This is a genomic window from Blautia massiliensis (ex Durand et al. 2017), assembly GCF_051861785.1.
In the GTDB taxonomy this organism is placed as follows: Bacteria; Bacillota; Clostridia; order Lachnospirales; family Lachnospiraceae; genus Blautia_A; species Blautia_A luti_A.
In genome coordinates, this window is record NZ_CP146725.1 from 71,498 (window position 1) to 96,569 (window position 25,072).

24 protein-coding genes and 1 pseudogene are annotated in these 25,072 nt (G+C 42.8%); 16 read left to right on the forward strand and 9 right to left on the reverse strand.

Annotated elements, in window-relative coordinates; translation table 11 throughout:
• The first annotated feature begins 3 nt into the window (after window positions 1–3).
• Genes mreC through V9W66_RS00440 form a run of 7 tightly spaced genes read left to right on the forward strand, consistent with a single transcriptional unit; the run spans window position 4 to window position 7,772 of the window.
• Window positions 4–900, forward strand: a complete 897-nt coding sequence (mreC, locus tag V9W66_RS00410) for a rod shape-determining protein MreC (RefSeq protein ID WP_144094327.1) — start codon at window positions 4–6, stop codon at window positions 898–900.
• On the forward strand, window positions 890–1,417 hold the full coding sequence (gene mreD / locus V9W66_RS00415; RefSeq protein ID WP_021652034.1) for a rod shape-determining protein MreD: 528 nt from the start codon (window positions 890–892) through the stop codon (window positions 1,415–1,417). The genes mreC and mreD overlap by 11 nt, the downstream gene beginning before the upstream one ends.
• Window positions 1,402–4,299, forward strand: a complete 2,898-nt coding sequence (locus V9W66_RS00420; RefSeq protein WP_144100653.1) for a penicillin-binding transpeptidase domain-containing protein — start codon at window positions 1,402–1,404, stop codon at window positions 4,297–4,299. Before mreD ends, V9W66_RS00420 begins: the two co-directional genes overlap by 16 nt.
• Window positions 4,300–4,356: 57 nt before the next feature.
• The gene (minD, locus tag V9W66_RS00425; protein WP_015525126.1) at window positions 4,357–5,145 is read left to right on the forward strand and encodes a septum site-determining protein MinD; all 789 of its coding nucleotides are present in this window, start codon (window positions 4,357–4,359) and stop codon (window positions 5,143–5,145) included.
• A gap of 45 nt (window positions 5,146–5,190) precedes the next feature.
• A complete protein-coding gene (gene minE, locus V9W66_RS00430; RefSeq protein WP_144094325.1) occupies window positions 5,191–5,430 on the forward strand; it encodes a cell division topological specificity factor MinE in 240 nt (79 codons plus the stop codon).
• Between the two features lie 3 nt (window positions 5,431–5,433).
• Entirely contained in the window at window positions 5,434–6,609 is a 1,176-nt protein-coding gene (locus V9W66_RS00435) for an FtsW/RodA/SpoVE family cell cycle protein (RefSeq protein WP_144094324.1), read from the forward strand.
• Complete coding sequence (locus tag V9W66_RS00440) at window positions 6,606–7,772, forward strand: D-alanyl-D-alanine carboxypeptidase family protein (protein WP_144094323.1); 1,167 nt, start codon at window positions 6,606–6,608, stop codon at window positions 7,770–7,772. The genes V9W66_RS00435 and V9W66_RS00440 overlap by 4 nt, the downstream gene beginning before the upstream one ends.
• Window positions 7,773–7,854: 82 nt before the next feature.
• On the opposite strand, the gene V9W66_RS00445 is transcribed toward V9W66_RS00440, so the two are convergent.
• Window positions 7,855–8,343 (reverse strand): hypothetical protein, encoded by a 489-nt coding sequence (locus V9W66_RS00445; protein ID WP_144094322.1) that lies wholly within the window; start codon window positions 8,341–8,343, stop codon window positions 7,855–7,857.
• A gap of 195 nt (window positions 8,344–8,538) precedes the next feature.
• On the opposite strand from V9W66_RS00445, the gene V9W66_RS00450 reads away from it, so the two are divergent.
• The 6 genes from V9W66_RS00450 to V9W66_RS00475 all read left to right on the forward strand — a co-directional run bounded on the left by V9W66_RS00450 (window position 8,539) and on the right by V9W66_RS00475 (window position 14,554).
• Window positions 8,539–9,087, forward strand: a complete 549-nt coding sequence (locus tag V9W66_RS00450) for a hypothetical protein (protein WP_021652040.1) — start codon at window positions 8,539–8,541, stop codon at window positions 9,085–9,087.
• A gap of 42 nt (window positions 9,088–9,129) precedes the next feature.
• On the forward strand, window positions 9,130–10,371 hold the full coding sequence (locus V9W66_RS00455; protein ID WP_144094321.1) for a DNA polymerase Y family protein: 1,242 nt from the start codon (window positions 9,130–9,132) through the stop codon (window positions 10,369–10,371).
• Between the two features lie 128 nt (window positions 10,372–10,499).
• Complete coding sequence (locus tag V9W66_RS00460) at window positions 10,500–10,919, forward strand: twitching motility protein PilT (RefSeq protein WP_144094320.1); 420 nt, start codon at window positions 10,500–10,502, stop codon at window positions 10,917–10,919.
• 167 nt (window positions 10,920–11,086) lie between these two features.
• Window positions 11,087–12,319 (forward strand): MYG1 family protein, encoded by a 1,233-nt coding sequence (locus V9W66_RS00465; protein WP_144094319.1) that lies wholly within the window; start codon window positions 11,087–11,089, stop codon window positions 12,317–12,319.
• 75 nt (window positions 12,320–12,394) lie between these two features.
• A complete protein-coding gene (locus V9W66_RS00470) occupies window positions 12,395–12,625 on the forward strand; it encodes a hypothetical protein (protein ID WP_015525138.1) in 231 nt (76 codons plus the stop codon).
• 174 nt (window positions 12,626–12,799) lie between these two features.
• Complete coding sequence (locus V9W66_RS00475) at window positions 12,800–14,554, forward strand: alpha-amylase family glycosyl hydrolase (protein WP_144100655.1); 1,755 nt, start codon at window positions 12,800–12,802, stop codon at window positions 14,552–14,554.
• A gap of 219 nt (window positions 14,555–14,773) precedes the next feature.
• On the opposite strand, the gene V9W66_RS00480 is transcribed toward V9W66_RS00475, so the two are convergent.
• Entirely contained in the window at window positions 14,774–16,156 is a 1,383-nt protein-coding gene (locus tag V9W66_RS00480; RefSeq protein ID WP_243121754.1) for a citrate/2-methylcitrate synthase, read from the reverse strand.
• Window positions 16,157–16,429: 273 nt separating this feature from the next.
• Between V9W66_RS00480 and V9W66_RS00485 the strand changes: the two are divergent.
• The 3 genes and pseudogenes from V9W66_RS00485 to V9W66_RS00495 all read left to right on the forward strand — a co-directional run.
• Window positions 16,430–16,648 (forward strand): annotated as a pseudogene (locus tag V9W66_RS00485) (winged helix-turn-helix domain-containing protein); the annotation flags it as partial.
• 369 nt (window positions 16,649–17,017) lie between these two features.
• On the forward strand, window positions 17,018–17,848 hold the full coding sequence (rhaD, locus tag V9W66_RS00490) for a rhamnulose-1-phosphate aldolase (RefSeq protein ID WP_144094317.1): 831 nt from the start codon (window positions 17,018–17,020) through the stop codon (window positions 17,846–17,848).
• Window positions 17,849–18,004: 156 nt separating this feature from the next.
• The gene (locus V9W66_RS00495) at window positions 18,005–18,262 is read left to right on the forward strand and encodes a hypothetical protein (protein ID WP_144094316.1); all 258 of its coding nucleotides are present in this window, start codon (window positions 18,005–18,007) and stop codon (window positions 18,260–18,262) included.
• Between the two features lie 221 nt (window positions 18,263–18,483).
• Here V9W66_RS00495 and V9W66_RS00500 read toward each other — a convergent pair whose 3' ends face one another.
• The 7 genes from V9W66_RS00500 to aroB all read right to left on the reverse strand — a co-directional run bounded on the left by V9W66_RS00500 (window position 18,484) and on the right by aroB (window position 25,057).
• Window positions 18,484–19,545, reverse strand: coding sequence for a tyrosine-type recombinase/integrase (locus V9W66_RS00500; RefSeq protein WP_144100658.1), 1,062 nt, complete (start codon window positions 19,543–19,545; stop codon window positions 18,484–18,486).
• 135 nt (window positions 19,546–19,680) lie between these two features.
• Window positions 19,681–20,130 (reverse strand): D-aminoacyl-tRNA deacylase, encoded by a 450-nt coding sequence (dtd, locus tag V9W66_RS00505; RefSeq protein ID WP_092069999.1) that lies wholly within the window; start codon window positions 20,128–20,130, stop codon window positions 19,681–19,683.
• Window positions 20,127–21,554 (reverse strand): AI-2E family transporter, encoded by a 1,428-nt coding sequence (locus V9W66_RS00510; RefSeq protein WP_144094314.1) that lies wholly within the window; start codon window positions 21,552–21,554, stop codon window positions 20,127–20,129. Before V9W66_RS00510 ends, dtd begins: the two co-directional genes overlap by 4 nt.
• A 169-nt stretch (window positions 21,555–21,723) precedes the next feature.
• Complete coding sequence (locus tag V9W66_RS00515; RefSeq protein ID WP_022427272.1) at window positions 21,724–22,365, reverse strand: AAA family ATPase; 642 nt, start codon at window positions 22,363–22,365, stop codon at window positions 21,724–21,726.
• A 102-nt stretch (window positions 22,366–22,467) separates the two neighbouring features.
• Window positions 22,468–23,382 carry an RluA family pseudouridine synthase gene (locus V9W66_RS00520; protein WP_021652059.1) on the reverse strand — a complete coding sequence of 305 codons (915 nt, stop codon included), beginning with the start codon at window positions 23,380–23,382 and terminating at the stop codon, window positions 22,468–22,470.
• Between the two features lie 50 nt (window positions 23,383–23,432).
• Complete coding sequence (gene lspA, locus V9W66_RS00525; protein WP_330575379.1) at window positions 23,433–23,903, reverse strand: signal peptidase II; 471 nt, start codon at window positions 23,901–23,903, stop codon at window positions 23,433–23,435.
• 62 nt (window positions 23,904–23,965) lie between these two features.
• Window positions 23,966–25,057, reverse strand: a complete 1,092-nt coding sequence (gene aroB, locus V9W66_RS00530) for a 3-dehydroquinate synthase (protein WP_144094362.1) — start codon at window positions 25,055–25,057, stop codon at window positions 23,966–23,968.
• Window positions 25,058–25,072: the final 15 nt, after the last annotated feature.

The following is a 25,072-nucleotide window of genomic DNA, read 5'->3' on the forward strand; positions in this document are numbered from 1 at the left end:
ATAATGAAAAACATCCGAAAAAAAGTGCGTTTTCATTTTAATTTAAAAAGTAAACATCTTCTGGTAATCATGACACTTTTCTGTGGAAGCTGCATTGTAGCTACAGCAGCCTCCGGAACCTCTTCCGCACCACTTCAGGAGGCAGCCGGTTTTCTTATCGTTCCCTTTGAAAAGGGGATCGCCGGTGTCAGCGATATATTTGGAAATGTAAAAAACAATCTTCGTGATAAACAGGACGTGCTTCAGGAAAACGAAGAGCTGAAAAGTCAGATCAACAGTCTTACGGAACAGAATAACATCCTGATCCAGGACCAGACAGAGCTCACACGCCTGAAGGAACTTTACGATCTTGATCAGGAATATAAAGACTATCCCAAGGTTGCCGCAAGGATAATCTCCAAAGATCCCGGAAACTGGTATGATACCTTTATGATCAACAAAGGCAGTAATAACGGAATCCGGGTTGATAACAACGTGATCGCCGGAAAGGGTCTTGTGGGTATCGTTACAGAAGTGGGACCTTCCTGGGCTACTGTCCGTTCCATCATCGATGACAGCAGCAATGTCAGTGCCATGGCAGTCAGTACTTCCGACAACTGCGTTGTCACCGGAGATCTGAAACTGATCGATGAAGGCAAATTAAGCTTTGAGCAGCTTTACGATCAGGATAACAAGGTAACAGTCGGAGAACGTATTGTCACCTCGAACATCAGTGAAAAATATGTGGAAGGACTGTTTATTGGTTATGTCAGTGAGATCCAGCAGGATCCCAATAACCTGACAAAAACAGGTACGATCGTTACACCGGTTGATTTCGGTCATCTGAAAGATGTATTTGTGATCACCACCAATAAACAGGACGCGATAGACAAATCGGAGGATGCGTCCAATGAAAAATAGGATTATATTATTTATCACTATCATTGTCTGTTTTCTCCTTCAGTGCACAGTAATGGACCGTATTTCCATTGGATCCATCACTCCAAATCTGCTTTTGATCCTGTGTGTATCCATGGGACTTATGCGGGGAAGAAAAGTCGGTCTGTGGACTGGATTTTTTTCCGGGCTTTTTGTCGATCTCTTTTATGGATCATTGTTTGGATTTTATGCACTGATCTATATGTATATAGGTTTTATCAGCGGCTATGCATTCCGCAGTTTTTATGATGATGATCTGAAAGTTCCGCTTTTTCTTGTAGCAGGAACAGATCTTCTTTATAATCTGGCTGTGTATGGCCTCCAGTTTCTGCTCAGAGGCCGTCTTGGATTCTGGACCTACATATACAGGATCATTATCCCCGAGATTGTATATACGGTTTTTCTCACCATCATCGTATACCGGGTATTTTACTGGATCAACTACCACTTAATGGATACTGTAAGGAAAGAAAGTGAGTCTATTTGGGAATTAAAATAAAAAAAATCATTAAAAAAATCCGTCTGAAACGTACTACAGTTCTTGTGATCGTATTTATTTTTCTGTCATCTGTCCTGGTCCGGCAGCTTTTCAGTCTGCAGATCATACAGGGAGAGGATTACATCAGTAAATTTCAGACACGTACCACCAAAACACGCGTGATCAAAAGCACCCGTGGCAATATTTATGACCGTAACGGCACAGTTGTCGCCTCCAATGTACTTGCATATTCTGTCACATTCGAAGATAGCGGTACATACAACAGCACCAGAGAAAAGAATCTGACTCTGAACGGTATCGCCTACCAGATATTACAGATCCTTTCCAAAAACGGGGACAGCTTATCTGATAATTTTCATATTACCGTCAATGATCATGGCGACTATGCTTTTGATGTAGATGAAGGATTTACTCTTAACCGTTTCCGTGCGGATATTTACGGAGAAGCACAGATTGATGATCTCAGTGATGAGCAGAAAAACGCAACCGCAGCCCAGATCATGGATCATCTTACCGGAAGCAGCGGATTTTCTATCGTTCTTTACGGAAAAGATGCCTACACCCCGGAAGAACTTGCCGCACATTCTCTTCCGGAAGAGCTTACCAAACAGGAAATCCTCGAAATTGCGATCATGCGCTATCAGCTGAACACCAACAGTTTCAAGAAATATATGCCGGTGACCATTGCAACAAATGTCAGTGAAAAATCTGTGGCAGCCATAAAAGAAAATCAGGCCGCTCTCCAGGGTATTGACATTGTAGAAGATTCCACCAGAAAATATGTGGACGATGAGAGTATGGCGCCGATCCTCGGTTACACAGGCCAGGCCTCTTCTGAAGAACTGGAAACCCTTCGTAAGGATAATCCTGATTATTCCAATGATGCGGTTGTTGGAAAAGCCGGGATCGAACAGTATATGGAGCTTGAACTTCAGGGAAAAGATGGAGAAGAAACGGTCACCGTTGATAATCTTGGTAAAGTCCTTGATATCGACAATTCCAAAACTGTTGATCCTGTGGCCGGAAACGATGTTTATCTGACCATTGATTCCGACTGGCAGAAGAGTATTTACCAGATCCTGGAACAGCGTGTTGCCGGTATTGTTCTCTCTAAACTGACACCAAATAAAAGCTTTGATTATGAAGCAGAGAAAGATGCAAGTAAGATCACCATCCCAATCTATGATGTATACAATGCACTGATTGCAAACAGTGTGATCGATATCAATAAATTCAGCGATGCAGATGCTTCCGATACAGAAAAAAATTTATACGCCAAATTTCAGCAAAAACAGCAACAGGTTTTTGATACAATAAGTAACAGGCTGACAGGTGACAATCCTCCAGCCTATAAGGATGAAGATACGCAGATGCAGGAATATCTTACCTATATCTGTGATGATCTTCTTACCAATACCCTGAAGGTACTGAAAAGTGATTCCATTGATACCTCAGATGAAACATACAAAGCCTGGAAAAATGACCAGAGTATCAGTCTGAAGGATTATCTGAACTATGCTGCCAGTCAGAACTGGATCGATATTTCCCAGATCTCAACCTCCGGAGAATATCTGGATTCTGAAGAGATCTATCAGGCTCTTACCGCCTATATCATTGATTACCTGAAGACAGATACAGGCTTTTCAAAGCTTCTGTATAAATATATGCTTCAGGAAGACACCATCAGTGGAGAAGATCTGTGTCTTGTTCTCTATGAACAGGGCGTTCTTTCAAAAGAAGACGAACTGTATCAGACAATGGCCTCCGGTGGTCTTGATGCCTACACCTTCATGTATCGCAAGATCGCAAATCTTGAGATCACACCGGCCCAGCTTGCGTTGGCTCCGTGCTCTGCATCTGCGGTGATCACAGATACTACAACCGGAAATGTTCTCGCATGTGTTTCCTATCCGGGATATGATAATAATCGTCTGACCAACAATATGGACACCGATTATTATGCAAAGCTTTCCACAGATCTTTCCAGCCCGTTCTTCAACAAGGCAACACAGCAGAAGACGGCTCCAGGATCTACCTTAAAGATCTTATCTACTGTTGCCGGCATGTCCGAGGGCGTAATAGATGATGGCACATATATTGAATGTACAGGAAGCTTTGACCTTGTAACACCTCCGATCAACTGCTGGAATAAACAGGGCCACGGTTCTCTTGATATCCGTGAGGCCATTGAGCAGTCCTGTAACGTATTTTTCACTACGATCGGTTTCGAACTTGGTAAAGATTCCGAAGGTAATTTTTCTGAAGCCAGAAGTCTTGGAATGCTTCAGAAATATGCTTCCCTCATGGGATTGGATCAGAAAACCGGCATTGAAATTTCCGAGGCTTCTCCGCAGGTTTCTGACAAAAACGCGGTTCCTTCCTATATTGGACAGGGTACCAATACGTTTACGACCAGCCAGCTTGCACGCTATGCGTCAACGATCGCCACTTCCGGTACGATCTACAAGCTTTCCCTTCTGGACCGTGTGACGGATTCCAAAGGAAAACTTGTAAAGGAATATCCTTCCAAAACAGCTGGACAGTTGGATCTTTCCAGCAATATCTGGGATGCCATCCATGACGGTATGTATCGTGTAGTGCAGACTCATGATCAGTTTAACGGACTTGGAGTTGAAGTAGCAGGAAAAACCGGTACTGCCGAGATTGACTATTATCATCCGAACAATGCACTTTTTATCGGATATGCGCCTGTTTCTGATCCCAAGTACGCAATATCTGTACGAATCGCAAACGGATATGCATCCGGTAATGCCTGCCTTGCAGCTAATGATATCTTTAAATACATTTACGGACTTGCAGATGAAAGCACCATTCTCACTGGCTATGCAGCAAGCGATACCAGTAATGTATCGAATGACTAAACAAACTTTATGAGGATACCAGAAGTGTGGAACATTTTATAGGAGGAATCAGAAAACATGAGTGAAGTCATTGTCATTACATCTGGAAAAGGCGGTGTTGGAAAAACCACCACCGTGGCAAATATCGGGACCGGACTGGCTGCCATGGGAAAAAGGGTTGCAGTTGTAGATACCGATATCGGACTCCGAAATCTGGATGTTGTCATGGGACTGGAGAACCGTATTGTTTATAATCTGGTTGATGTGATCAATGGGAGCTGCCGCCTGAAACAGGCACTGATCCGGGATCGTCGGCATTCAGAGCTGTATCTTCTTCCGTCTGCCCAGACCAAGGACAAAACTGCCGTATCTCCGGAACAGATGATCAAGCTTACCGATGATCTCCGGGAAGAATTCGATTATGTCCTTCTGGATTGTCCGGCAGGAATTGAACAGGGATTCAAAAATGCAGTAGCCGGAGCGGACCGTGCACTGGTCGTGACCACACCGGAAGTTTCCGCGATCCGGGATGCAGACCGTATCATCGGGTTGCTGGAGTCCGGAGGACTCCGGGATATCCGGCTGATCATCAACCGGCTTCGACCGGAAATGATCGCCAGAGGTGATATGATGTCCGTAGAAGATGTGTTGGAAATCCTGGCTGTAGATCTGATCGGTGCGATCCTGGATGATGAACAGATCGTGATCTCCACAAATCAGGGAGAACCTTTATCCGGAAAAAATTCCCAGGCAGAAGAAGAGTATCGCAATATCTGCCGGAGGCTTATGGGCGAAGAGGTTCCTTATGTTACTGTGCGTCGAAAAAATGGTGTATTCCACCGTCTTGGCAGCATTTTTCGAAAATAACAGACGCTTTGCTGTCTGACATTTTTCATCACAGGAGGACTGATTATGGGATTTTTCTCCGGGAAAAACCACTCTGCAGGCTATGCACGCGACAGGATGAAGATTCTTCTTGTATCGGAACGCATAGACTGTTCTCCACAGATGATGAAGCTTTTACGGAACGATCTGATACATGCCGTAAAAAAATACGTTGTAATTGATGAACCAGGGGTGACCATACAGATCACACAGGAACCACCTGTTCTGCATGCAGTCATACCCGTACTTAAGAAAAGAGATGCATAATTTATGATTAAACAGTATAAGCTGCGGTTTTACAATTTTCGACTGGTGATCTTTCTCCTAGCAATCAGCTTTATTGGAATTCAGCTTGTAGGAACAGCTGCCGACTACCTTCGCACACGTCAGCTTCTGGGTGTGATCATCGGTATGGTCTTTATGCTGATCCTTTCACTGATGGATTATTCCTGGCTGCTGAATTTTCAATGGATCATGTATGGATTTAATATCGTTATGCTTCTGGCTGTCCGGTTCTTCGGATCCAGCGCCAATGGTGCTGCCAGATGGGTGGATTTAGGTTTTATCCGTTTCCAGCCTACCGAGCTTTCAAAGATCATCATTATCCTGTTTTTTGCCAAATTTTTTATGGATCATGAGGAAGATCTGAATACCTTAAAGACTCTGATACAATCAGCTGTCCTTCTGGTCATCCCACTGATGCTGATCTATGTACAGCCGGATATGAAAAACACCATCACCGTAACAGTCCTGTTCTGTATTCTGATCTACATCGCAGGACTTAGTTATAAGATCATCGGAGGTGTAGCCTTGATCGCGATTCCTCTGGCCATCATCTTTCTGTCCATTATCGTGCAGCCGGATCAGAAACTGATACAGGATTACCAGAGAAACCGTATCATGTCATTCCTGTATCCGGAGAACGAAGAATACGCAGATGATATTGAACAGCAGAACAACTCTAAAACAGCCATCGCCTCCGGAGAGCTTGTGGGACGTGCTTTCAGTAATGACACCAGTGTTACATCCGTAAATGATGGAAACTTTGTTTCTGAGAATCAGACCGACTTTATTTTTGCGGTGGCTGGAGAGCAGTACGGATTTATCGGCTGTACTCTGATCGTACTGCTGCTGTTTCTGATCACCTTTGAATGTATCCGTATGAGCCTGCGGGCCAAGGATCTTGCCGGTAAGATCATATGCTGCGGTGTTGGAAGCATTGTTTCCATACAGAGCTTCATCAACATCTGTGTTGCTACCGGCCTTGCACCAAACACAGGTACTCCGCTTCCTTTTGTAAGCTATGGTCTTACTTCTCTGATCAGTCTGTTTATGGGTATGGGACTTGTTCTCAATGTAGGACTGCAGAGCAGTGCATATAATAAAGAATTACAGAAAAAAGGTCAGAAATCGGATACCTACTTTCGGAAAGAGGAATACTTATGACACGTAAAGAACCTGTAAAAAATCATATGCGTTCTGGCAATCCTTCCAGAGGTCAGGCTTCCCGGGCTGCACATACAGCTTCCAAGGGGACAAAAACAGCTTCCATGCCGTCTGACAGAACTGTTTCTGCCAGACGTAAAGCTCAAAATACCCGGATGAAACGGATGCGTCGTCAAAGGATCCGCAACACCATTTTTCTCCTTCTTCTGCTGATCGTACTATGCACAGCTGGCGGTTTTGGTGTTTACATGCTGAAGGGCGGAGATTTTTCCACTCCTGCAAATTCTTTCAATGCATTCTCCGAATTTGATAATACTCTGACTTCCAAAGAAGAACAGCGCGCGGCAGGTTTCGCCCATGATCTCTGTGTTGTTACAAAAGATGTTGCTCTGGATTCCGTCAGTCTGGATGACAGCCAGTCCGGTGTGCTTCTGAATCTCAGTGATAAAAAGGTACTCTATGCAAAAGGTGCATACAACAAGGTTTATCCTGCCAGCATCACAAAGATCATGACAGCTATGCTTGCACTGAAATATGGAAACATGGACGATACAGTGACGATCTCACAGGAGAATGTTACCCTGGAATCCGGTTCTCAGGTAGCTGGTTTCCAGGCGGGAGATCAGGTTACCATGGATCAGCTTCTTCATTGTCTTCTTGTTTATTCTGCCAATGATGCAGCATCTGCCATTGCGGAACATATAGGTGGATCAACAGATAAATTTGTAGAGATGATGAACAGCTTTGCTGCAGAACTTGGCTGTACAGGAACTCACTTTACCAATCCCCATGGTCTCCAGGACGAAAATCATTATACAACGCCTTATGACATTTATCTGATGCTGAAAGAAGCCTTGAATTATCCGGAGTTTACAGACATCACACAAATGGCATCTTATACAGTTAGCTATAAGCATTCCGATGGCTCCGATGCAAGTGCTACCTTACCCGCTACAGATCATTATCTTACCGGAGAGGCAGCAACTCCTAAGGATGTCACTATCCTTGGAGGAAAAACAGGAACAACCGATAAAGCCGGTAACTGTCTGGCACTTTTAAGCCAGAATGCTTATGGGAAGCCATTTATTTCCATCGTCATGGGTGCGTCCTCAAAGGATGTTCTTTATCAGGAAATGACATCCTTGCTCCAGAACATCAACTGACAGGATTCCATACAAAAAACAAAAAAGCAGATCTGTTTGAATTTCATTTCGCAGATCTGCTTTTTTATTCTTTTTTTTACATTCAGTTAATTTCTACTGTATCATCGGTCTCACTGCTGTCAAGATCCGTATCCGAAGTACCACTGGAATCATTGTCATCGACCACTTCACCGGAGCCACTGTCCGGATCTTCATAATTGCCTGCGTCTTCACCGGTTCCATCTGAAGATGTATCTGAAGTATCTGCTCCATTGGCTTCACTATCCGTATTGCCGTCGTAAGAATTATCACCTGGATCATAAGTCGGCTCTTCCGTGTAGGAATCTCCGTCCCCAGTATCGTCAGAACTCTCGGGCTCACTGCTGTAGCTGTCCTCTGTATAGATTGGAACATCCGCATCAGCAGTTCCCTCTGATGTAGAATCTGTAACAGGCTCCGCCGCATTATTATCCGGAATAGCAGTAAGATGAGAAACCGTTCCATCCTTTGGGACGACGATATAGATTCCCAGCATCACGATACATAATGCCATGGCTATTCCGGCAATCTTCATTTCTTCCATATGTTTCATCGCTGATGATCTCCCTGTCGTTTTTTTGTATTATAGCACAGAATCACTCATATTTGTAAAACAGCCATGTATTTCTTTTGTTTTTCTGTAACAGTTCCCGAAATTTATTTCGCGATCATATAGACACACTTTCTCTGGGTGTTTATAATAAATAATCATATTTATTCATAAGCTTAAAGAAAGGCGTAACATTTTATGGGCGACTGCATTACCACATACACTGGAAAACATTTTGATCCGACACATCCGGACGAAGAGCTGATCTGCATTGAGGACATTGCACACGCACTTTCTCTTCTATGCCGCGGAAATGGTCATGTAAGGACTTTTTTCTCTGTAGGGCAGCACTGCATCCTTTGTGCCAAAGAAGCCGAAGCACGTGGCTATTCCGGCCGTCTTATACTGGCGTCCCTTCTTCACGATGCCAGCGAATGTTATATGTCCGATGTTCCAAGACCATTTAAGAAAAGTCTTCCTGCGTATCGGAAACAGGAGGAAGCTCTTTTAAACATTATCTATCAGAAATATCTGGGATCCGGACTTTCTGCCATAGAAGAGCAGAAACTGAAGGAGATCGACAATGACCTGCTCTGGTATGACCTGAAATATCTTCTGAATGAAACACCGGACACTCCAAAACCGGTTGTCCATGTTCCGATCCAATACCGGCAATACCCTTTTTCACAGGTGGAAGAGGAATATCGGAACCTTTTTGATCAGCTGTCTGCAAAAATCTGTAAATAGATATAACAGACACACTTTATACAATTGAAAGAAGAACCCTATATGGAACGATTGATTTTTCATGTTGATGTAAACAGTGCTTTTCTTTCCTGGGAAGCAGCAAAAAGAGTAAAGATGGGACTTCCAGATCTGAGAGACATCCCTTCCTGTATTGGCGGAGACCCCAGTAAACGTACCGGCATCGTTGTCGCCAAGTCCATTCCTGCAAAAAAATACGGGATCCAGACAGGAGAGCCTATGGCTATGGCTTTTCGCAAATGTCCGAATCTTGTGGCCGTTCCATCTGACTTTGAATTATACGATAAATGTTCCAGAGCCTTCAAAAAAATCTGTGGGTCCTATGCACCGGTAATGGAATCCTTTTCCATTGATGAGGTTTTTCTGGATATGACCGGAACCTCCTATATTTACCCGGATCCGGTGGCAACTGCCCATGAGCTGAAGGATAAGATCCGTACAGAACTCGGCTTTACCGTAAATATCGGCATCTCCACCAATAAACTTCTTGCAAAAATGGCCTCTGATTTCGAAAAGCCAGATAAGGTGCATACTTTATTTCCGGAAGAAATCCCTGTAAAAATGTGGCCTCTTCCAGTGAGAGAGCTTCTTTTTCTTGGCAGATCCTCTGAAAAAAAACTGCAGGACGCAGGGATCAGAACCATCGGAGATCTGGCTCATGAAAAAAAAGCAAAGATGCAGGCACTTCTCGGTGAAAAAGCAGGACAGCAGTTATATCAGTATGCCCGTGGCCTTGATGACTCCCCTGTGAAAGCAAAACCTGATGAAGCAAAAGGATTCAGTCTGGAAACTACATTTAACGATGATCTGGTCTCACTGGAGCAGGCACTTCCGATCCTGCTGGAACAATGCGATATTCTGGCCGCCCGCATGCGCCGCAAAAAGAAAAAATGCACCTGCATTTCTGTAACCTTCCGTACCCTGGATTTTCGAAACAAATCTCATCAGACTAAACTGCCAAATGCCACCGATATCACAGAAGAGATTTACAGAAATGCCCAAAACCTCTTTCAGGAGTCCTGGATGAGACAGCCACTCCGGCTTCTGGGAGTATCACTGACCGGTCTTACGGATGATTCCTTTGAACAGCTGTCCTTTTTTGAGGATACTCACAAGAGGGAACGCCAGCAGAAACTGGATACAGCACTGGATTCCATCCGTCTGAAGTACGGAAACGACAAGGTTACCCGGGCCAGTATCATGAACAGCACTGCCCGGATCGGAAGGAAAGCAAAAGCACAAATGGAAAATGAAAGAGAGCAGTAAAGCTTGATTAAAATTACCAGTTTTTTTTTAAAAGCCCTTGCAATTTTATTCAAAATACACTATAATTTGAATCATATCAACAGCAATTTTATTCAAAATTATTATATGTGTCTAAGGAGGAAAACAGGATGGTTGAACTGATCGTAGGAAAGAAAGGCAAAGGAAAAACAAAAGTACTGTTAGACAAAGTAAACGGAGTTGTTAAGGACGCCAACGGCAGTATTGTTTACTTAGACAAGAGCACCAAGCACATGTATGAGCTGAACAACAAGGTCCGCCTTATCGATGTTTCCGGATTTCCGGTTAAAAATGCGGACGAATTTGTAGGATTTATCTGTGGTATCCTCTCTCAGGATCATGATCTGGAGCAGGTATATCTGGACAGCTTCCTTACAACAGCCAAGCTTGAAGGAAAGGATGCAACCGAAACACTGAATCAGTTAAGTGCCATCGGTGAAACCTTCAAAGTTTCCTTTATTATCAGTATGTCTCTGGATAAAGAAGAAGTTCCGGAAGCATATCAGGATAAAATTATCTGCGCATTATAATAAAATTGAATATGAACGTCCTATTTTGTACATAAAGCATAAAAGAACGTAAATTTTTAAAGGGATCTGTCTTCAGGACGGATTCCTTTTTAACTGTAGGAAATTTTGTTTATTCTTCATTTCTGTGGTATACTGAAGAGCAGAATAAACACACAGGAGCGTTTCATATGAATCATTTACTGGAAAAAATCAAACAAAAAAATGCATCCGCATTCACCCACAGCGGGAAATTTCACGCAGACGATGTTTTTTCTGCCGCTCTGCTTTTATATCTGAATCCCGAGATCACCATCACACGTGGAAACCAGGTTCCTGAAAACTATGAAGGTCTTGTTTTTGATATTGGCAGAGGACAGTATGATCATCATCAGAAAGACAGCCGTATCCGCGATAATGGCGTCCCATATGCGGCCTTCGGCCTTCTCTGGGAGAAGCTTGGACCGGAAATCCTAGGTGAGGAACTGGCACTAAAATTCGATGAATCCTTTGTCCAGCCTCTGGATATCAATGATAATACCGGTGAAAAAAATGAACTTGCCACACTGATCGGCAATTTTAATCCGGGATGGGATTCCAAAAGCAGTAATGACGAAGCCTTTTTCCAGGCAGTCCGTGTGGCAGGCATGATCCTGGAAAATAAATTCGAGCGTTACCTTGGAAATGAACGTGCAGACAGACGGGTGGAAGAAGTTCTTACAGAACATGCTGCTTCCCTCGCTTCGGGCGATACCCCGGCAGAAAATACCAATATCCTTATACTTCCGGAATTTATTCCCTGCCAAAAACGCCTTTCGGAAACCAACATTGCTTTTGTGATCTTTCCGTCCAACCGGGGCGGTTACTGTATCCAGCCACAGAAAAAAGAATATTCCATGAATTACAAATGCAGTTTTCCTTCTTCCTGGCTTGGCCTGGAAGGCGAGGAGTTATCTTTGGTAACCGGTCTTAAAAGTGCAGCCTTTTGTCATAAAGGAGGATTTCTCATGACCTGCGGAACCCTTGAGGATTCTGTTCTTGCCTGCAGGAGCAGTCTTGCCGCCTTCCATGAAGAAGCTGTGATCGTAAGCCTTGGCGGAAATAAAGAAACAGACATGCTGCTTCAAAAGCTTCCGGAGCTTTCTTCTGCCAGGATCGTACATCTGCCGGTTCCCCAATTACCGGAGCTGACTCTGAACGGAATCTACGGAGAACTCTCCATGGAAAAGACAGAATGGAAAAGCTTTATAAAAGACAGGATTAAAGAAATCCTCCGCTGCAAACCGGAAGCAGTTTTTGCAGATAATGCCATGTTTTCCCTGTATCCCATCGTTCATGCTCTGCGAAAAAAACATATTCCCGTTCTTACAGCAGTAGAAAAAGACGGACAGAAGCTTCTGGTACGGATCCCATCCGGCTCTTAAAGATCTTAAACGTGTAATTAATTGTATTTACAGATATATTCACATTGCGTATTTATACAGAAAGAAGGCATGTTTATGCGAGAAGAAAAATTTAAAATGGAAAGACAGGGGCTAATCCAGGTAGGAGATAAAGTAAAGATCTCCGAATTTCTCTCTGCCACGAACTACAGCTATATCATTGAGCCTGCAGTAGCCATGTCCGGCTGCTACAGAAACGCAGACCGCATCAGATCCAAAGAAGGCATCATCAAAAGCATTGAGCATACGCCACGCGGCTTTATAGTTACTGCAGAATTTGACGAATAAACATATGTCCATCAGGTAAGATCCGGCAATTAGCAATATGCCAGATTTTTCGCTGAAAAACTGGCTGATTTATTCTGGATTATATTATAGGAATCTGGTATTATAGAGAAGATATTTGTGTAATTTCTCTAATTATCAGGAAATTGCAAATTTTTAGAACAGAGGTGTAATATTATGAGCTGGTACAACGAAGCAATCTTCTACCATATTTATCCACTTGGACTTACAGGCGCTCCAAAAGAAAATGATTACGGAACTCCTGTACATCGACTGAACACGCTGCTGCCGTGGATCAACCACATCAAAGAGATCGGATGTACTGCCTTATATATAGGGCCACTTTTTGAAAGTGTCGGACATGGCTATGAGACAACCGATTACAAAAAACTGGATTCCCGTCTTGGAACCAATAAAGATCTCACCAATTTTGTAAAAGCCTGCCATGAAAAAGGCATCCGCGTGATCTTTGATGGTGTATTCAACCATACAGGCCGTGATTTCTTCGCTTTTAAGGATATCCAGAAAAACCGTGAGCATTCCCCTTACGTTAACTGGTACTGTAATGTAAATTTCGGCGGAAATACCGAATATAATGACGGCTTTTCCTATGAAAACTGGGGTGGATACAATCTTCTTGTAAAGCTGAATCAACGCAATCCGGAAGTACAGAACTATATCTGTGATGTGATCCGTTTCTGGGTTTCCGAATTTGATATTGATGGAATCCGCCTGGATGCCGCTGATGTTCTGGATTTTGATTTCATGCGTATTCTACGTCATACCGCAGATGAGGTTAAGAAAGACTTCTGGCTTATGGGAGAGGTCATTCACGGAGATTACAGTCGCTGGGTAAACGGACAGACTCTTCACAGTGTAACTAACTATGCCCTTCACAAGGCACTTTACAGCGGACATAATGACCACAACTATTTTGAAATCGCTCATACAGTAAAATATCTTCAGAATATGGGAGATCTGGACCTCTACAATTTCGTGGACAACCATGACGTAGAGCGAATTCATACCAAATTGCAGAACAAAGCACATTTTGCTCCTGTACATGTACTTCTTTATACTTTACCTGGCGTTCCAAGCATTTATTACGGCTCAGAATTCGGTATTGACGGAAAAAAAGAAAAATATTCCGATGCCAGCTTACGTCCGGCACTTGATCTTAACGATTATGCAGATGCTGCAACAAAGAACCCATGTACTGCACTGATCGCAGCCCTCGGAAAGGTCCGCCAGGGAACTCCTGCATTAAGCTACGGTTCCTACGCAGAACTGGCTCTTACAAACCGTCAGTTTGCCTTTGCAAGAGATCTGGAAGGCATACGAGTGATCGTTACTGTGAATAATGATGACAGTGATTCAGAGATGAACCTTCCAACAGGAAGTGCTCCGGAATACGTAGGCGCCCTCACAGGTCAGAAAGTTTCCGCACAGGGCGGACGGATCCATGTCCGTGTTGCAGCAAACAGCGGTGAGATCTGGCTTCCTGCAGGAGATATGCCGGAATATAAGCCGGTTCAGACGAATGTTCCGGAAACTGCCGCAGCAAAAGAGAACGAAAACGCTGCATCTGAGGCAGAAGAGGAGCAGGCGGCTGAAAACAGCACTGTAACAGAAGCTGCCCCGGAAAAAGAAGCTTCAAACGCTGAAAATACAGATAAAGCTTCTGACAATACAGCAAACTCAGCGGATGTTCCGTCAACTCCTGAAGCAGAATCCTCCAATCCACAGGAAACGGAAACGGTCACTGCGCCAAATCCGCACAAAACACCAGAAGAAATGACCGTAGGCGAACTTCAGGCTGCTATCCTTGCAAAAATGGCAGGAAACGGCCCTGTAGACGACCAGATGAAAAAGACCGTATACGACAACATCTGGCATGATTCTCTTGTAAACTGGCTGAAGAGCTTCCGATAGGAAAAGAATAATAAAGTAAGATTCCATAAAAAACAAGGCAATCCGATCATATCTTATGCGGTGAGCCTTGTTTTTTGTGAAAACAGATATTTATTTTACATAATATATATTATGTATAGTTATGATCCTGTTCTTCTGTAATTTAGGAGAACAAAAAAACAGCAGAGATTTCCAACTTAAATAGGTCAGAAATCCCCACTGCTTTTATCATTCTGTTTATTATCTCTCATCAAAAGGTACAAAATCTGCATGATGCCCCACATACTTATAAGCAGGACGGATGATCTTATTGGCACTGATCAGCTCTTCCAGACGATGTGCACTCCAGCCAGGCATACGTGCGATGGCAAAGATCGGAGTAAAAAGTTCTTCCGGAATACCAAGCATTGAGTAAACGAAGCCACTGTAGAAGTCAACATTTGCGCAAACATTTTTGAACAGCTTTCTGTGTTCCATGACCAGTTTTCCGGCAATACCCTCAACCTTATCATAGAGCTTAAATTCATCTGTCATTCCTTTTTCCTCTGCAAGAGCCTGTGCAAAACGCTTCAGGATCACTTCTCGCGGATCGGAGAGTGTATAAACTGCATGTCCCATACCATAGATCAGACCTGCATGATCAAAAGCTTCTTTATTCAGTATTTTCTGCAGATATGCTGTGATCTCCTCATCACTTTCCCAGTCCTTTACATTGGCCTTCAGATCTGTAAACATGTTCTGGACCTTCAGGTTGGCGCCACCATGACGCGGTCCCTTCAGTGAACCGATGGATGCAGAGGTAGAAGAGTAGCTGTCTGTTCCAGAAGATGTTACTACATGTGTGGTAAAAGTAGAGTTATTACCACCGCCGTGCTCTGCATGAAGTACAAGTGCGATATCAAGGACCTTGGCCTCAAGCTCTGTATAATTGCCGTCCGGACGAAGCATCAGAAGGATATTCTCGGCAAGTGAAAGCCCCTTCTGCGGATTGCGGATAAAAAGTGTCTCGTCTTTACGGAAATGACGGTATGCGTGATAGGAGTAAACCGCGATTTCAGGAAGCTTAGCGATCAGTTCCAGAGACTGGCGGAGTACATTCTCCACAGAAATATCTTCCGGGTTATCATCATATGTATAGAGAGCAAGTACGCAGCGCTCCATAGCATTCATAATATTGGCATTGGTTCCCTTCATGACAACATCACGGACAAAACGTCCTCCCAGATCCTCCATGTCAGAAAGAAGCTCAAGAAATCTGGAAAGCTCTTCCCTGCTGGGAAGCTTACCGAAAATCAGAAGATAGATCGTCTCTTCAAAACCAAAACGTCTGTCCTTCAGTCCGTTTACGATATCCTGCACATTGATTCCCCGGTAATACAGTGCACCGTCTGCAGGAATACGTCTGCCATTGACCAGCTTATAGCCGGTAACATCGGAAATCTCAGTAAGCCCTGTGAGAACACCTTTACCTGCGGAATCACGAAGTCCTCTTTTTACATCGTATTCCACATAAAGGTTGGGATCGATGTGATGATTCTCTACCAGTTCCTTTTCAAAGAATTTCATTCTGCCTTTCAGCTGTTCGGAGTCCTCCAGACTCATCATTTCATGCTTTTTTTCCATAATTTTTTCCTCGTTTCCCCATTGTATATTAAAAAACACTGATACAGTTAAGATTGGTTACATCTTTGTAATCAGTGTTCGGGTATGGCATACATCTGTGTTTACCTGGTTAATAATTCTACAGTAAAAGTTCCGAAAATGCAAGAGGGTATTTCTTTTTTTCGTGTATAAATATTCATAATATGACCTATTTCATCTATTATTACATTTATTCATCAAAATCCGTCTGGTTTCCACAACGAATCTATGTTGTGATTATTCCGTAATTTTTCTTCTATCGGAGATACCATTTTGGAGTGCGATTCCCTGACGGTCTCCACCTCCTCGGAAAGTATGGTACTTCCTCAGAAAGAATTCATGCTCTTATATAAGATGGTTTCTTTTCCGGGAAAAATCTTTACCCGGCAACAGCTTATGGATGATATCTGGGGATATGATTCCGCAAGCGATGCCCACACAGTAGACGTCCACATCGGAAGGCTTCGGGAACGGTGATGATCTTTCCCTTGGACTTTCCTGCCATATTGGCCCGGACGGACCGGGAATCGGATGTTCCTGCATGCCTTTATAAAAAAGACTACATTATAAGGCAACATTAAACCACATTTAAATCACATGATATTACCATTGCTCGCTTGTGTTCTCTGTTTTTTATATCTTTTTTATATCTGTTATGCGTGTGGTTTGTTGAATATTTACATGGTTTTTTATACTTTACATGTGGATTTGTTGATATTTTTTTCAAAATCCTCTTTACAATCCACATCATCAGTCATATAATAAAGTCATAAACAACAAGAAACCATATCAAAGCAATTACAATTCAACAACAAACCACATAGAACACGGAGGGAATATATTATGAAAATTCTTGAGTCTAAATTCGTACAGGGCTTTATCAAAATGGCAGATGATGGATATAAGCAGGGATGGCATGAAAGAAACGGCGGAAACTTAAGCTATCGTCTGAAAGCAGAAGAAGTGGAAATGATCCGCCCACGACTGAACGCCCCCGGAGAATGGACCCCCATCGGTGTTGAGGTTCCGGGACTGGCAGGCGAATTTTTTCTGGTAACAGGAAGCGGTAAATATTTCCGTAATATCATCGTTGACCCGGAAGTATGTCTTGCGATCATTGAGCTTGACGAGACAGGAACAAATTACCGTATCCGCTGGGGTCTTGTAGAGGGAGGAAGACCGACCAGCGAGCTCCCGACACATCTTATGAACCATGAAGTAAAGAAAAAGCTTACCAACGGTAAACATCGTGTTATTTACCATGCACATACTACCAATACCATTGCACTTACCTTTGTTCTTCCTCTGGATGACAAAGTATTCACCCGTGAACTCTGGGAATCTGCAACAGAGTGTCCGGTAGTATTTCCGGATGGTGTGGGAGTTATCGGATGGATGGTTCCAGGCGGAAGAGATATCGCTGTCAAAACTGCTGAACTGATGAAAAAATATGATGTGGTTATCTGGGCGCATCATGGTATGTTCTGCTCAGGCGAAGATTTCGACCTGACCTTCGGACTTCTTCATACCGTTGAAAAATCCGCAGAAATCCTGGTTAAGATCTTATCTATGGCTCCACAGAAGCTGCAGACTATCACACCGAATGACTTCCGCGCTCTTGCAAAAGATTTCAAAGTAACTCTGCCGGAAGAATTCCTTTACGAAAAGAAATAAAATCCTTCATATGCAGCAAATCCTATAATCGGTATCTCTATCTGAAACTTTATCGGAAACAACCAAATATTTGCTGATTTTTGCTGATAAATCTGGTATGATAAAAACATATCTGGTTTATCAGCAAATTAATATCAGAAAGGATATGGATAAGATATGGAAGAATTATATAAAGCGATCGAAGAGAAGATCAAGGCAAGCGGATACCCGCGAAAGATTTCCGGAGAGGAAGTTTACGACGACATCTGCGATCAGATCGATGGGAAAGAGAAGGGAAGCTATGTGCTGCTTTCCAAATTTGATGATGATGTGATCTTTGAATATCATATCACAATTATGGACAGTGAATTTAATCTGGGTGTTCTTACCATGCGTACTCCGGAGGGTGTATTTGAGACAGATTTTGATAAATAAGTTAAGTACGGATTTTGATTTTGGGTCATGGATATAATACAGATGTCCACAACCACTGCTTAAAGTTTTTTGAACCCTGCAGGGAATTTGAGGTTTTCCTGATCTGATTAAATATGTAGAGGCAGTTGATTTACATAATTTATATTATGTGAACTAACTACCTCTATATTTATATGCAATGTATGCCAGACGAATCCGTTGCTCCGTAGTCCAATTATTCATCAGTCCTCGCGAAGACGTACTGCCTTGGCCGCCTGACGCCGTCTGGCATCATCCAGAGCCGCATAATGCTTCTTGGTAGTGTTGACATCCTTATGTCCCAAAACATCTGCTACAAGATAAATATCACCGGTTTCCTGGTACAGGGCAGTACCATAGGTGCTGCGAAGCTTATGCGGAGTGATCTTTTTTGTAGTTGTGATCTCCCTGGCATATTTTTTAACCAGATTCTCAATAGCCTGAACACCGATCCGGCGACGTTGGGTAGAATAGAAGAGAGCGTGCTCATGGCCTGCCAGAGGTGTAATATTCTCCCTGACTTCCAGATATTTCTTCAATGCTTTTTCTACTTCAGGCCCAAAGTATACAACCATTTCATTTCCGCCTTTCCGGGTAACTTTGATTCCATTGTTCTTAAAGTCTACATCCTCAACATCCAGTCCGACACATTCCGATACTCGGATCCCGGTACCAAGAAGGAGAGTAACAATAGCAAGGTCTCTGTCCTTCGTTTTTTCATGGTACATCCGTTTCTGCCCGGTCAGCGTATCTCCGCAGTGCTCAATATAATCCAGCAGCATGGCAACCTCATCTGTATCCAGACGAATAATATTCTTTTCATGGATCTTGGGCACATCGATCAGAACAGACGGGTTGGTGGTGATCATTTCATGTTTATAATAATAAGCATAAAAACTTCTTAAAGCAGAAATTTTTCGTTTGACGCCACGTTCACCATTTGTTTCCGTTTTGGAAGAGTCGGCGGATTTATAAACTTTGAGAAATTCTTCATATTCCTCAAGATCAACAGCTTTGATCTGATCCAGAACATCAGTTGTAAAATCCGACATATTTTTGTCTTTAAACATTGGATTCTGATCTAACAGAAACTGAAAAAATATACGAATATCATATGCATAGGAAATTCTGGTCTTGGTTGTAGTCGTTGCATCGATAGCCCGGAAATAATCCCTGCAAAACGGCGGAAGCGTTTTTAAAACCTCACGGAGTTTTAAAGTATTGTCAATGTCATTTTGTTCATGGTAAGTAATTTTGTTATCCATAAAAACTCCTTAATATATAAATTTTACATAATTTGCAGGAAATACCTGAAACACTTGTTAAAAGAAGTGGTTTTACACCCATCTATATCTATACGACAAACCCGAGTTTTTCAAATAGATTGGTAGTGCAAACGGCTACTTCCGTAGATTTTCATCAAAAATAACGGTAAACGGCCCGTCATTTTCCAGAGATACTTTCATATCTGCACCAAAAATTCCATGTTCTACAACCGGAACCTGTTTACTGGCTTCCGAAATAATATATTCATATAATTTATTTGCTTCATCCGGTGCACCGGCTTCTATAAAGCTTGGACGGTTTCCCTTACGGCAGTTTGCATATAAGGTAAACTGTGAAACCAAAAGCAATTCCCCGTTTACATCTGCCAGAGACAAATTGGTCTTTCCATTTTCATCCTCAAAAATACGAAGTCCCAGAAGCTTTTTCAGATACCAGTCTGCATCCTCTTTGGTGTCCTCACGGCCAACGCCGATCAGAACAAGAAACCCTTTTCCGATTTTTCCGACAATTTCTCCGTCTACTTTGACTTCTGCATGATTTACACGCTGAATTACAAATTTCATAACCTGTTCTTCCTCCGTCTCCGTCTGTTTTTCTGCTTCAGTCGAAAGCCTATATATTTCGCCTGAATAAATTTAACTAAAAATGTAAACATTCGTTTAATTTCATCCCAAGCCCCGGACCAGATTCTGTTTTTTTCCGCTTTTACTGTAACTTCCTGTGCTTTTGATACGGATTTTTTCACCGACATTGGCAGGACCTTTCCGGAAACGGGGTCTACACAGTCAATATCTCTATAAAACTCAGCATCTGCAGACATATCTTTTTCATCAAGACTACGTCCGATCAGCTTCCATACGGCAGCATTCAGCACAGCAAATACCGGAACTCCAACGATCATTCCCGGAACTCCAAATAAACCGCCACCGACCATGATTGCAACAATAACCATAAAGCTGGACAGTCCGGTCGAATCACCCAGGATCTTTGGTCCAAGGATATTTCCGTCAAACTGCTGAAGGATCAGAATAAAGATCAGGAAATACAAACTCTGAATGGGATCTACCAGCAAAATAAGAAGAATACATGGAACTGCTCCCAGATATGGCCCGAAAAACGGAATAACATTTGTAACACCGACGATCACACTGACCAGAATCGCATATGGAGTTCCGATGATCGATGTTCCAACATAACACAATACACCGATAATTGCAGAATCCAGGATCTTTCCGCTGATAAATCCACCAAAGGTTTTATGCGTAAAACGCATGGAATGAACAAGAAAGGTTGCCCATTTGGTTGGAAGAACTGCATAAACGGCCATTTTTGCCTTGGCAACAAATCCCTCTTTATCCGCCAGTATATAAAGAGATACGATTGCTCCAATAAGGAAATTCTTCAGAAAAACAAGAAGATCCAGAAAGCTTGCGGATATATTTTTCATCATAAACTGCATCTGGGGAAGGATCGTATTTGTCAGATACTCCTGTAATCTGCTGGAATACTGATTGATCTGGCTGATCATATCCGGATTCAATTTCCATCCCTTTTCCACGACGGAGTTTAACCAGTTTTCCACTACACTTACGTAATGAGGAAAACTGTAGATAATATTCATGATGCTTCGAATCAATTGGGGAAGGATCATCATGACAAGGGCATAAATGACCAGAAACATAAGAAATACAGAAAGGATCACGCAGATCCAGCGTACTACTTTCCTCCCCTTTTTCTGAAGTGCTTTATTCCTTTTTTCAAAAATCGGAAAAATGATCTTCCTCTCCAGAAAATTAACAATGGGGGTTAGCAGATATGCTATGGCAGCTCCGTAAATGATCGGCGCCATAATACCGAAAAATGTTTTAATTCCGGTGATCAGAGATTTCATATGGAAAATCCCGTAATAAAATAAAATACTGGCAGCAATAACCAGAAATACAGTCACACCTAACTGCACATAACGATGGTTCCAACGAATTTTCATAGTAATTTCCTCCACCATGTGATTATAACATAGCAGCTCTGGTTTGTGTCTAAAAAAAGCATAAACATTACTTTTAATAACATATCGGATAAATTCTGCCTGCAGAATTCTCCATTAATACGGAAAACACCCTGCCATAAAAAATGGCAGGGTGTCTGAAATCTGATATTTATTTTTTCAGGCTGTCATAAATGTGAATGGCTTCGATAATTGCCTTCGCAGTTCCATCAATGCCAAGCTTGCTGCTATCCAGACAAAGATTATAGCTGTCCGCAGATCCCCATTTCTTGTTGGTATAATAATTATAGTAGCTGGAACGGCTTTTGTCTGTTTTGTTGATCATGTCCTTGGCCTCTTTGGCATTTTTATTGTATTTCTGAGCAATACGGTTGATACGCCAGTCAAGGTTTGCATGAACAAATACACTGAAACAATCCGGATTATCTGCAAGTGCATAATCCGCACATCTGCCGACCATTACACAGGGACCTTCCGAAGCCAGCTTCTTGATTGCCTCAAACTGTGCAAGAAAAATCTTATGGTTCATAGGCATGTCTGTAAATCCGGCTGAGGAATACCCAAATGAATAAGTATCCATTACAAGAGAATAAAGAAAACTGTTTGTTGGCTTCTCATCATGATGCTCAAACAGCTCCTTGCAGATCCCACTGTCATTGGCTGCGTGCTCCAGCAGCTCTTTATCATAGCATTTGATTCCAAAATATTTAGCAACTTCCTGGCCGATCTGCCTTCCGGCGCTGCCATATTTACGACCGATAGTAATAATAGAACTTGTTGTATTGTTACTCATAACAGCCACATCCTTTCTGCTCAGATTCAGCGAATTTGCAAATATTATCTCCGCTTCCTCTTTAATATAGATATTATACACTATATTTCACAAGTTTTCCAGCTATTTTCGCAATTTTGTCAGCAATTTAACAAAATATTCCGGAAGTGGGGCTGTAAATTCCATATATTCCCCGGTACGTGGATGAACAAATCCAAGGATCATTGCATGAAGTGCCTGTCCCTCCAGATGATAGGGATTTCTGGATGAACCATACACCGTGTCCCCAAGAAGCGGATGTCCGATACTGGCCATGTGCACACGGATCTGGTGGGTACGTCCTGTTTCAAGACGGCATTCCACATACGTGGCCTCGCCAAAACGTTCCAGCACTTTGTAATGTGTTATTGCATCTTTACCATTTTTATGATTGATGGCCATTTTTTTACGATCTGTCGGATGCCGTCCAATAGGTCCCTCTATGGTTCCCTCATCCTCTTTCAGATTTCCCTGCACAACTGCCCGGTAGCGTCTGCGGATACTGTGACATTTCAGCTGTTCTGCCAGATCCCGGTGAGCAATATCATTTTTGCATATCAACAGTGCCCCGGTGGTATCCTTATCAATTCTGTGGACAATTCCAGGCCGCATCACTCCGTTAATACCGGAAAGGCTGTCACCACAATGTGCCATAACTGCATTGACCAGTGTTCCCTGATAATGCCCGGCTGCAGGATGTACAACCATCCCTTTGGGCTTATTAACGATCAGTACATCTTCATCCTCGTAAAGAATATCCAGCGGAATATCCTCCGGAACGATATCCGGCTCACTGGAATCCGGGATCTCCAGATGGATCCTGTCATTTTCACGGACCTTATAATTAGATTTGGCAGCCTTCTCTCCCACGGTAATCTGTCCTTCTTTCAGAAGTTTCTGAAGGAAAGACCTGGAAAGACCGCTGTCTTTCTCAGCAAGATAGCGGTCGATTCGTATACCTGATTCTTCTTTTTCTACTGTATAGTCATATATTTCCATTTATATCTCCTACAAGAACAGACAGATACATGATATATCTCTCTGCCGGATCACTGTTTGATATTCAGAAACGCAAAATCATCATCTCTGTATTTCGTGCATACAAACAGGATCAGAAAAATTCCACTTACAACCACATAAACATCCGCAAGATTAAATACCGGAAAATCGATCAGGGAGAAATAGATAAAATCGATCACATATCCTCTGAAAAAACGATCAATAAAATTTCCCAGTGCACCAGCTGCAAGTACTGTAGCAATGGTGAGCAACGGCAGATAAAACCGCTCTTTTGGAATACGGATCCATGCATAGAGGATCACTCCCAGAAACAGTACACTCACAATGGCAAAAAAGAGTACACTTCCCTGAAATATTCCAAACGCAATTCCCCTGTTTTCCGGATAGAGATAATGAAGTTCAAGTACACCGGGGATCAGCGAAACCGATGGCTGTCCTTTCAGATACAGATATGACAGCCATTTTGCTCCCTGATCTGCAGCCACGAGTAAGATCAGCAAAAAAATGTCCCCCGACATACACTTACTAAAAGACATTTTCTGATGATGGTTAACACGACTGATCATAGAGTTATCTCCTGAATACAGGAAAGCAGTTCTTCATCGGTAACGGTTTTGTCGATAAAGCTTTTTCCGATACCATCCATCAGGATAAACCTGATATGTCCCTGTTCCATTTTTTTGTCTTTCTTTGTTGCGGAAAGAACTTCTTCCGGGATAAGACCATCTACATGCACCGGAAGATCGTAATCCGAACATCCCTGGCAGATTTCCTGATATTCGTCTTTGGTCAGAAGTCCTCGTTTCATGGAAAGATATGCCGCAGCTACCAGTCCGACTCCCACACACTGTCCGTGGAGCAGGGTGAAATTCTTAAGTTTTTCTACTGCATGCCCCACAGTATGTCCCAGGTTAAGAAGCGCACGCTCTCCCTGTTCCTTGGGATCACGCTCCACAACGCCTGCTTTGATCTCGCAGCATCTGCGTACCATTCTGGAAATCTGTTCCATATCCAGCTTTTTGATCTCTTTCTGCTCACAGCATACATAGCGGAAAAAATCCCCATCACAGATCAATCCTGTTTTTAAGATCTCACCCATTCCGCAGGCAAACTGTTCTGCCGGAAGCGAAGAAAGAGTGCTTAGATTCATATATACAAGGCGTGGCTGGTGAAAAGCTCCTACCATGTTTTTGTACTGCTGAAAATCTACGCCGGTTTTTCCGCCAACGCTGCTGTCTACCTGTGCAAGCAGTGTTGTCGGTACCTGAATGAAGTCAATCCCCCTGAGATAAGTTGCCGCGCCAAATCCGGTAAGGTCCCCTACCACACCACCGCCTAATGCAACAAGCAGACTTTTTCGGTCAAGACCATTTTGGATCAGGGCCTGATACAATGCCGAAGCGGTATTAAGGTTTTTGTTTTTTTCTCCTGCCTCAAAGGTGAACACAGAAATATCGGAACTTACCTCACTTAAAACCTGTTTTACAGATTCTTCATACAGTGGTCCCACATTAGAATCTGTTACAATGCAGATTTTTCTGTCAACAAGTCCTTCATCCTTCATAACCTGTGCCAGATTAGAAAAATCTTCTTCAAAACAGATGGGATAATGAAAATCACCTTCTCGTTTTACAAGTAATTTTGATGCTGTCATTGCGTTTTCCTCCTA

Coding starts and splice junctions, on each gene's coding strand:
- mreC (WP_144094327.1), top strand. CDS start 4: ATGAAAAACATCCGAAAAAAAGTGCGTTTTCATTTTAATTTAAAAAGT.
- mreD (WP_021652034.1), top strand. CDS start 890: ATGAAAAATAGGATTATATTATTTATCACTATCATTGTCTGTTTTCTC.
- minD (WP_015525126.1), top strand. CDS start 4,357: ATGAGTGAAGTCATTGTCATTACATCTGGAAAAGGCGGTGTTGGAAAA.
- minE (WP_144094325.1), top strand. CDS start 5,191: ATGGGATTTTTCTCCGGGAAAAACCACTCTGCAGGCTATGCACGCGAC.
- V9W66_RS00435 (WP_144094324.1), top strand. CDS start 5,434: ATGATTAAACAGTATAAGCTGCGGTTTTACAATTTTCGACTGGTGATC.
- V9W66_RS00440 (WP_144094323.1), top strand. CDS start 6,606: ATGACACGTAAAGAACCTGTAAAAAATCATATGCGTTCTGGCAATCCT.
- V9W66_RS00445 (WP_144094322.1), bottom strand. CDS start 8,343: ATGAAACATATGGAAGAAATGAAGATTGCCGGAATAGCCATGGCATTA.
- V9W66_RS00450 (WP_021652040.1), top strand. CDS start 8,539: ATGGGCGACTGCATTACCACATACACTGGAAAACATTTTGATCCGACA.
- V9W66_RS00455 (WP_144094321.1), top strand. CDS start 9,130: ATGGAACGATTGATTTTTCATGTTGATGTAAACAGTGCTTTTCTTTCC.
- V9W66_RS00460 (WP_144094320.1), top strand. CDS start 10,500: ATGGTTGAACTGATCGTAGGAAAGAAAGGCAAAGGAAAAACAAAAGTA.
- V9W66_RS00465 (WP_144094319.1), top strand. CDS start 11,087: ATGAATCATTTACTGGAAAAAATCAAACAAAAAAATGCATCCGCATTC.
- V9W66_RS00470 (WP_015525138.1), top strand. CDS start 12,395: ATGCGAGAAGAAAAATTTAAAATGGAAAGACAGGGGCTAATCCAGGTA.
- V9W66_RS00475 (WP_144100655.1), top strand. CDS start 12,800: ATGAGCTGGTACAACGAAGCAATCTTCTACCATATTTATCCACTTGGA.
- V9W66_RS00480 (WP_243121754.1), bottom strand. CDS start 16,156: ATGGAAAAAAAGCATGAAATGATGAGTCTGGAGGACTCCGAACAGCTG.
- rhaD (WP_144094317.1), top strand. CDS start 17,018: ATGAAAATTCTTGAGTCTAAATTCGTACAGGGCTTTATCAAAATGGCA.
- V9W66_RS00495 (WP_144094316.1), top strand. CDS start 18,005: ATGGAAGAATTATATAAAGCGATCGAAGAGAAGATCAAGGCAAGCGGA.
- V9W66_RS00500 (WP_144100658.1), bottom strand. CDS start 19,545: ATGGATAACAAAATTACTTACCATGAACAAAATGACATTGACAATACT.
- dtd (WP_092069999.1), bottom strand. CDS start 20,130: ATGAAATTTGTAATTCAGCGTGTAAATCATGCAGAAGTCAAAGTAGAC.
- V9W66_RS00510 (WP_144094314.1), bottom strand. CDS start 21,554: ATGAAAATTCGTTGGAACCATCGTTATGTGCAGTTAGGTGTGACTGTA.
- V9W66_RS00515 (WP_022427272.1), bottom strand. CDS start 22,365: ATGAGTAACAATACAACAAGTTCTATTATTACTATCGGTCGTAAATAT.
- V9W66_RS00520 (WP_021652059.1), bottom strand. CDS start 23,382: ATGGAAATATATGACTATACAGTAGAAAAAGAAGAATCAGGTATACGA.
- aroB (WP_144094362.1), bottom strand. CDS start 25,057: ATGACAGCATCAAAATTACTTGTAAAACGAGAAGGTGATTTTCATTAT.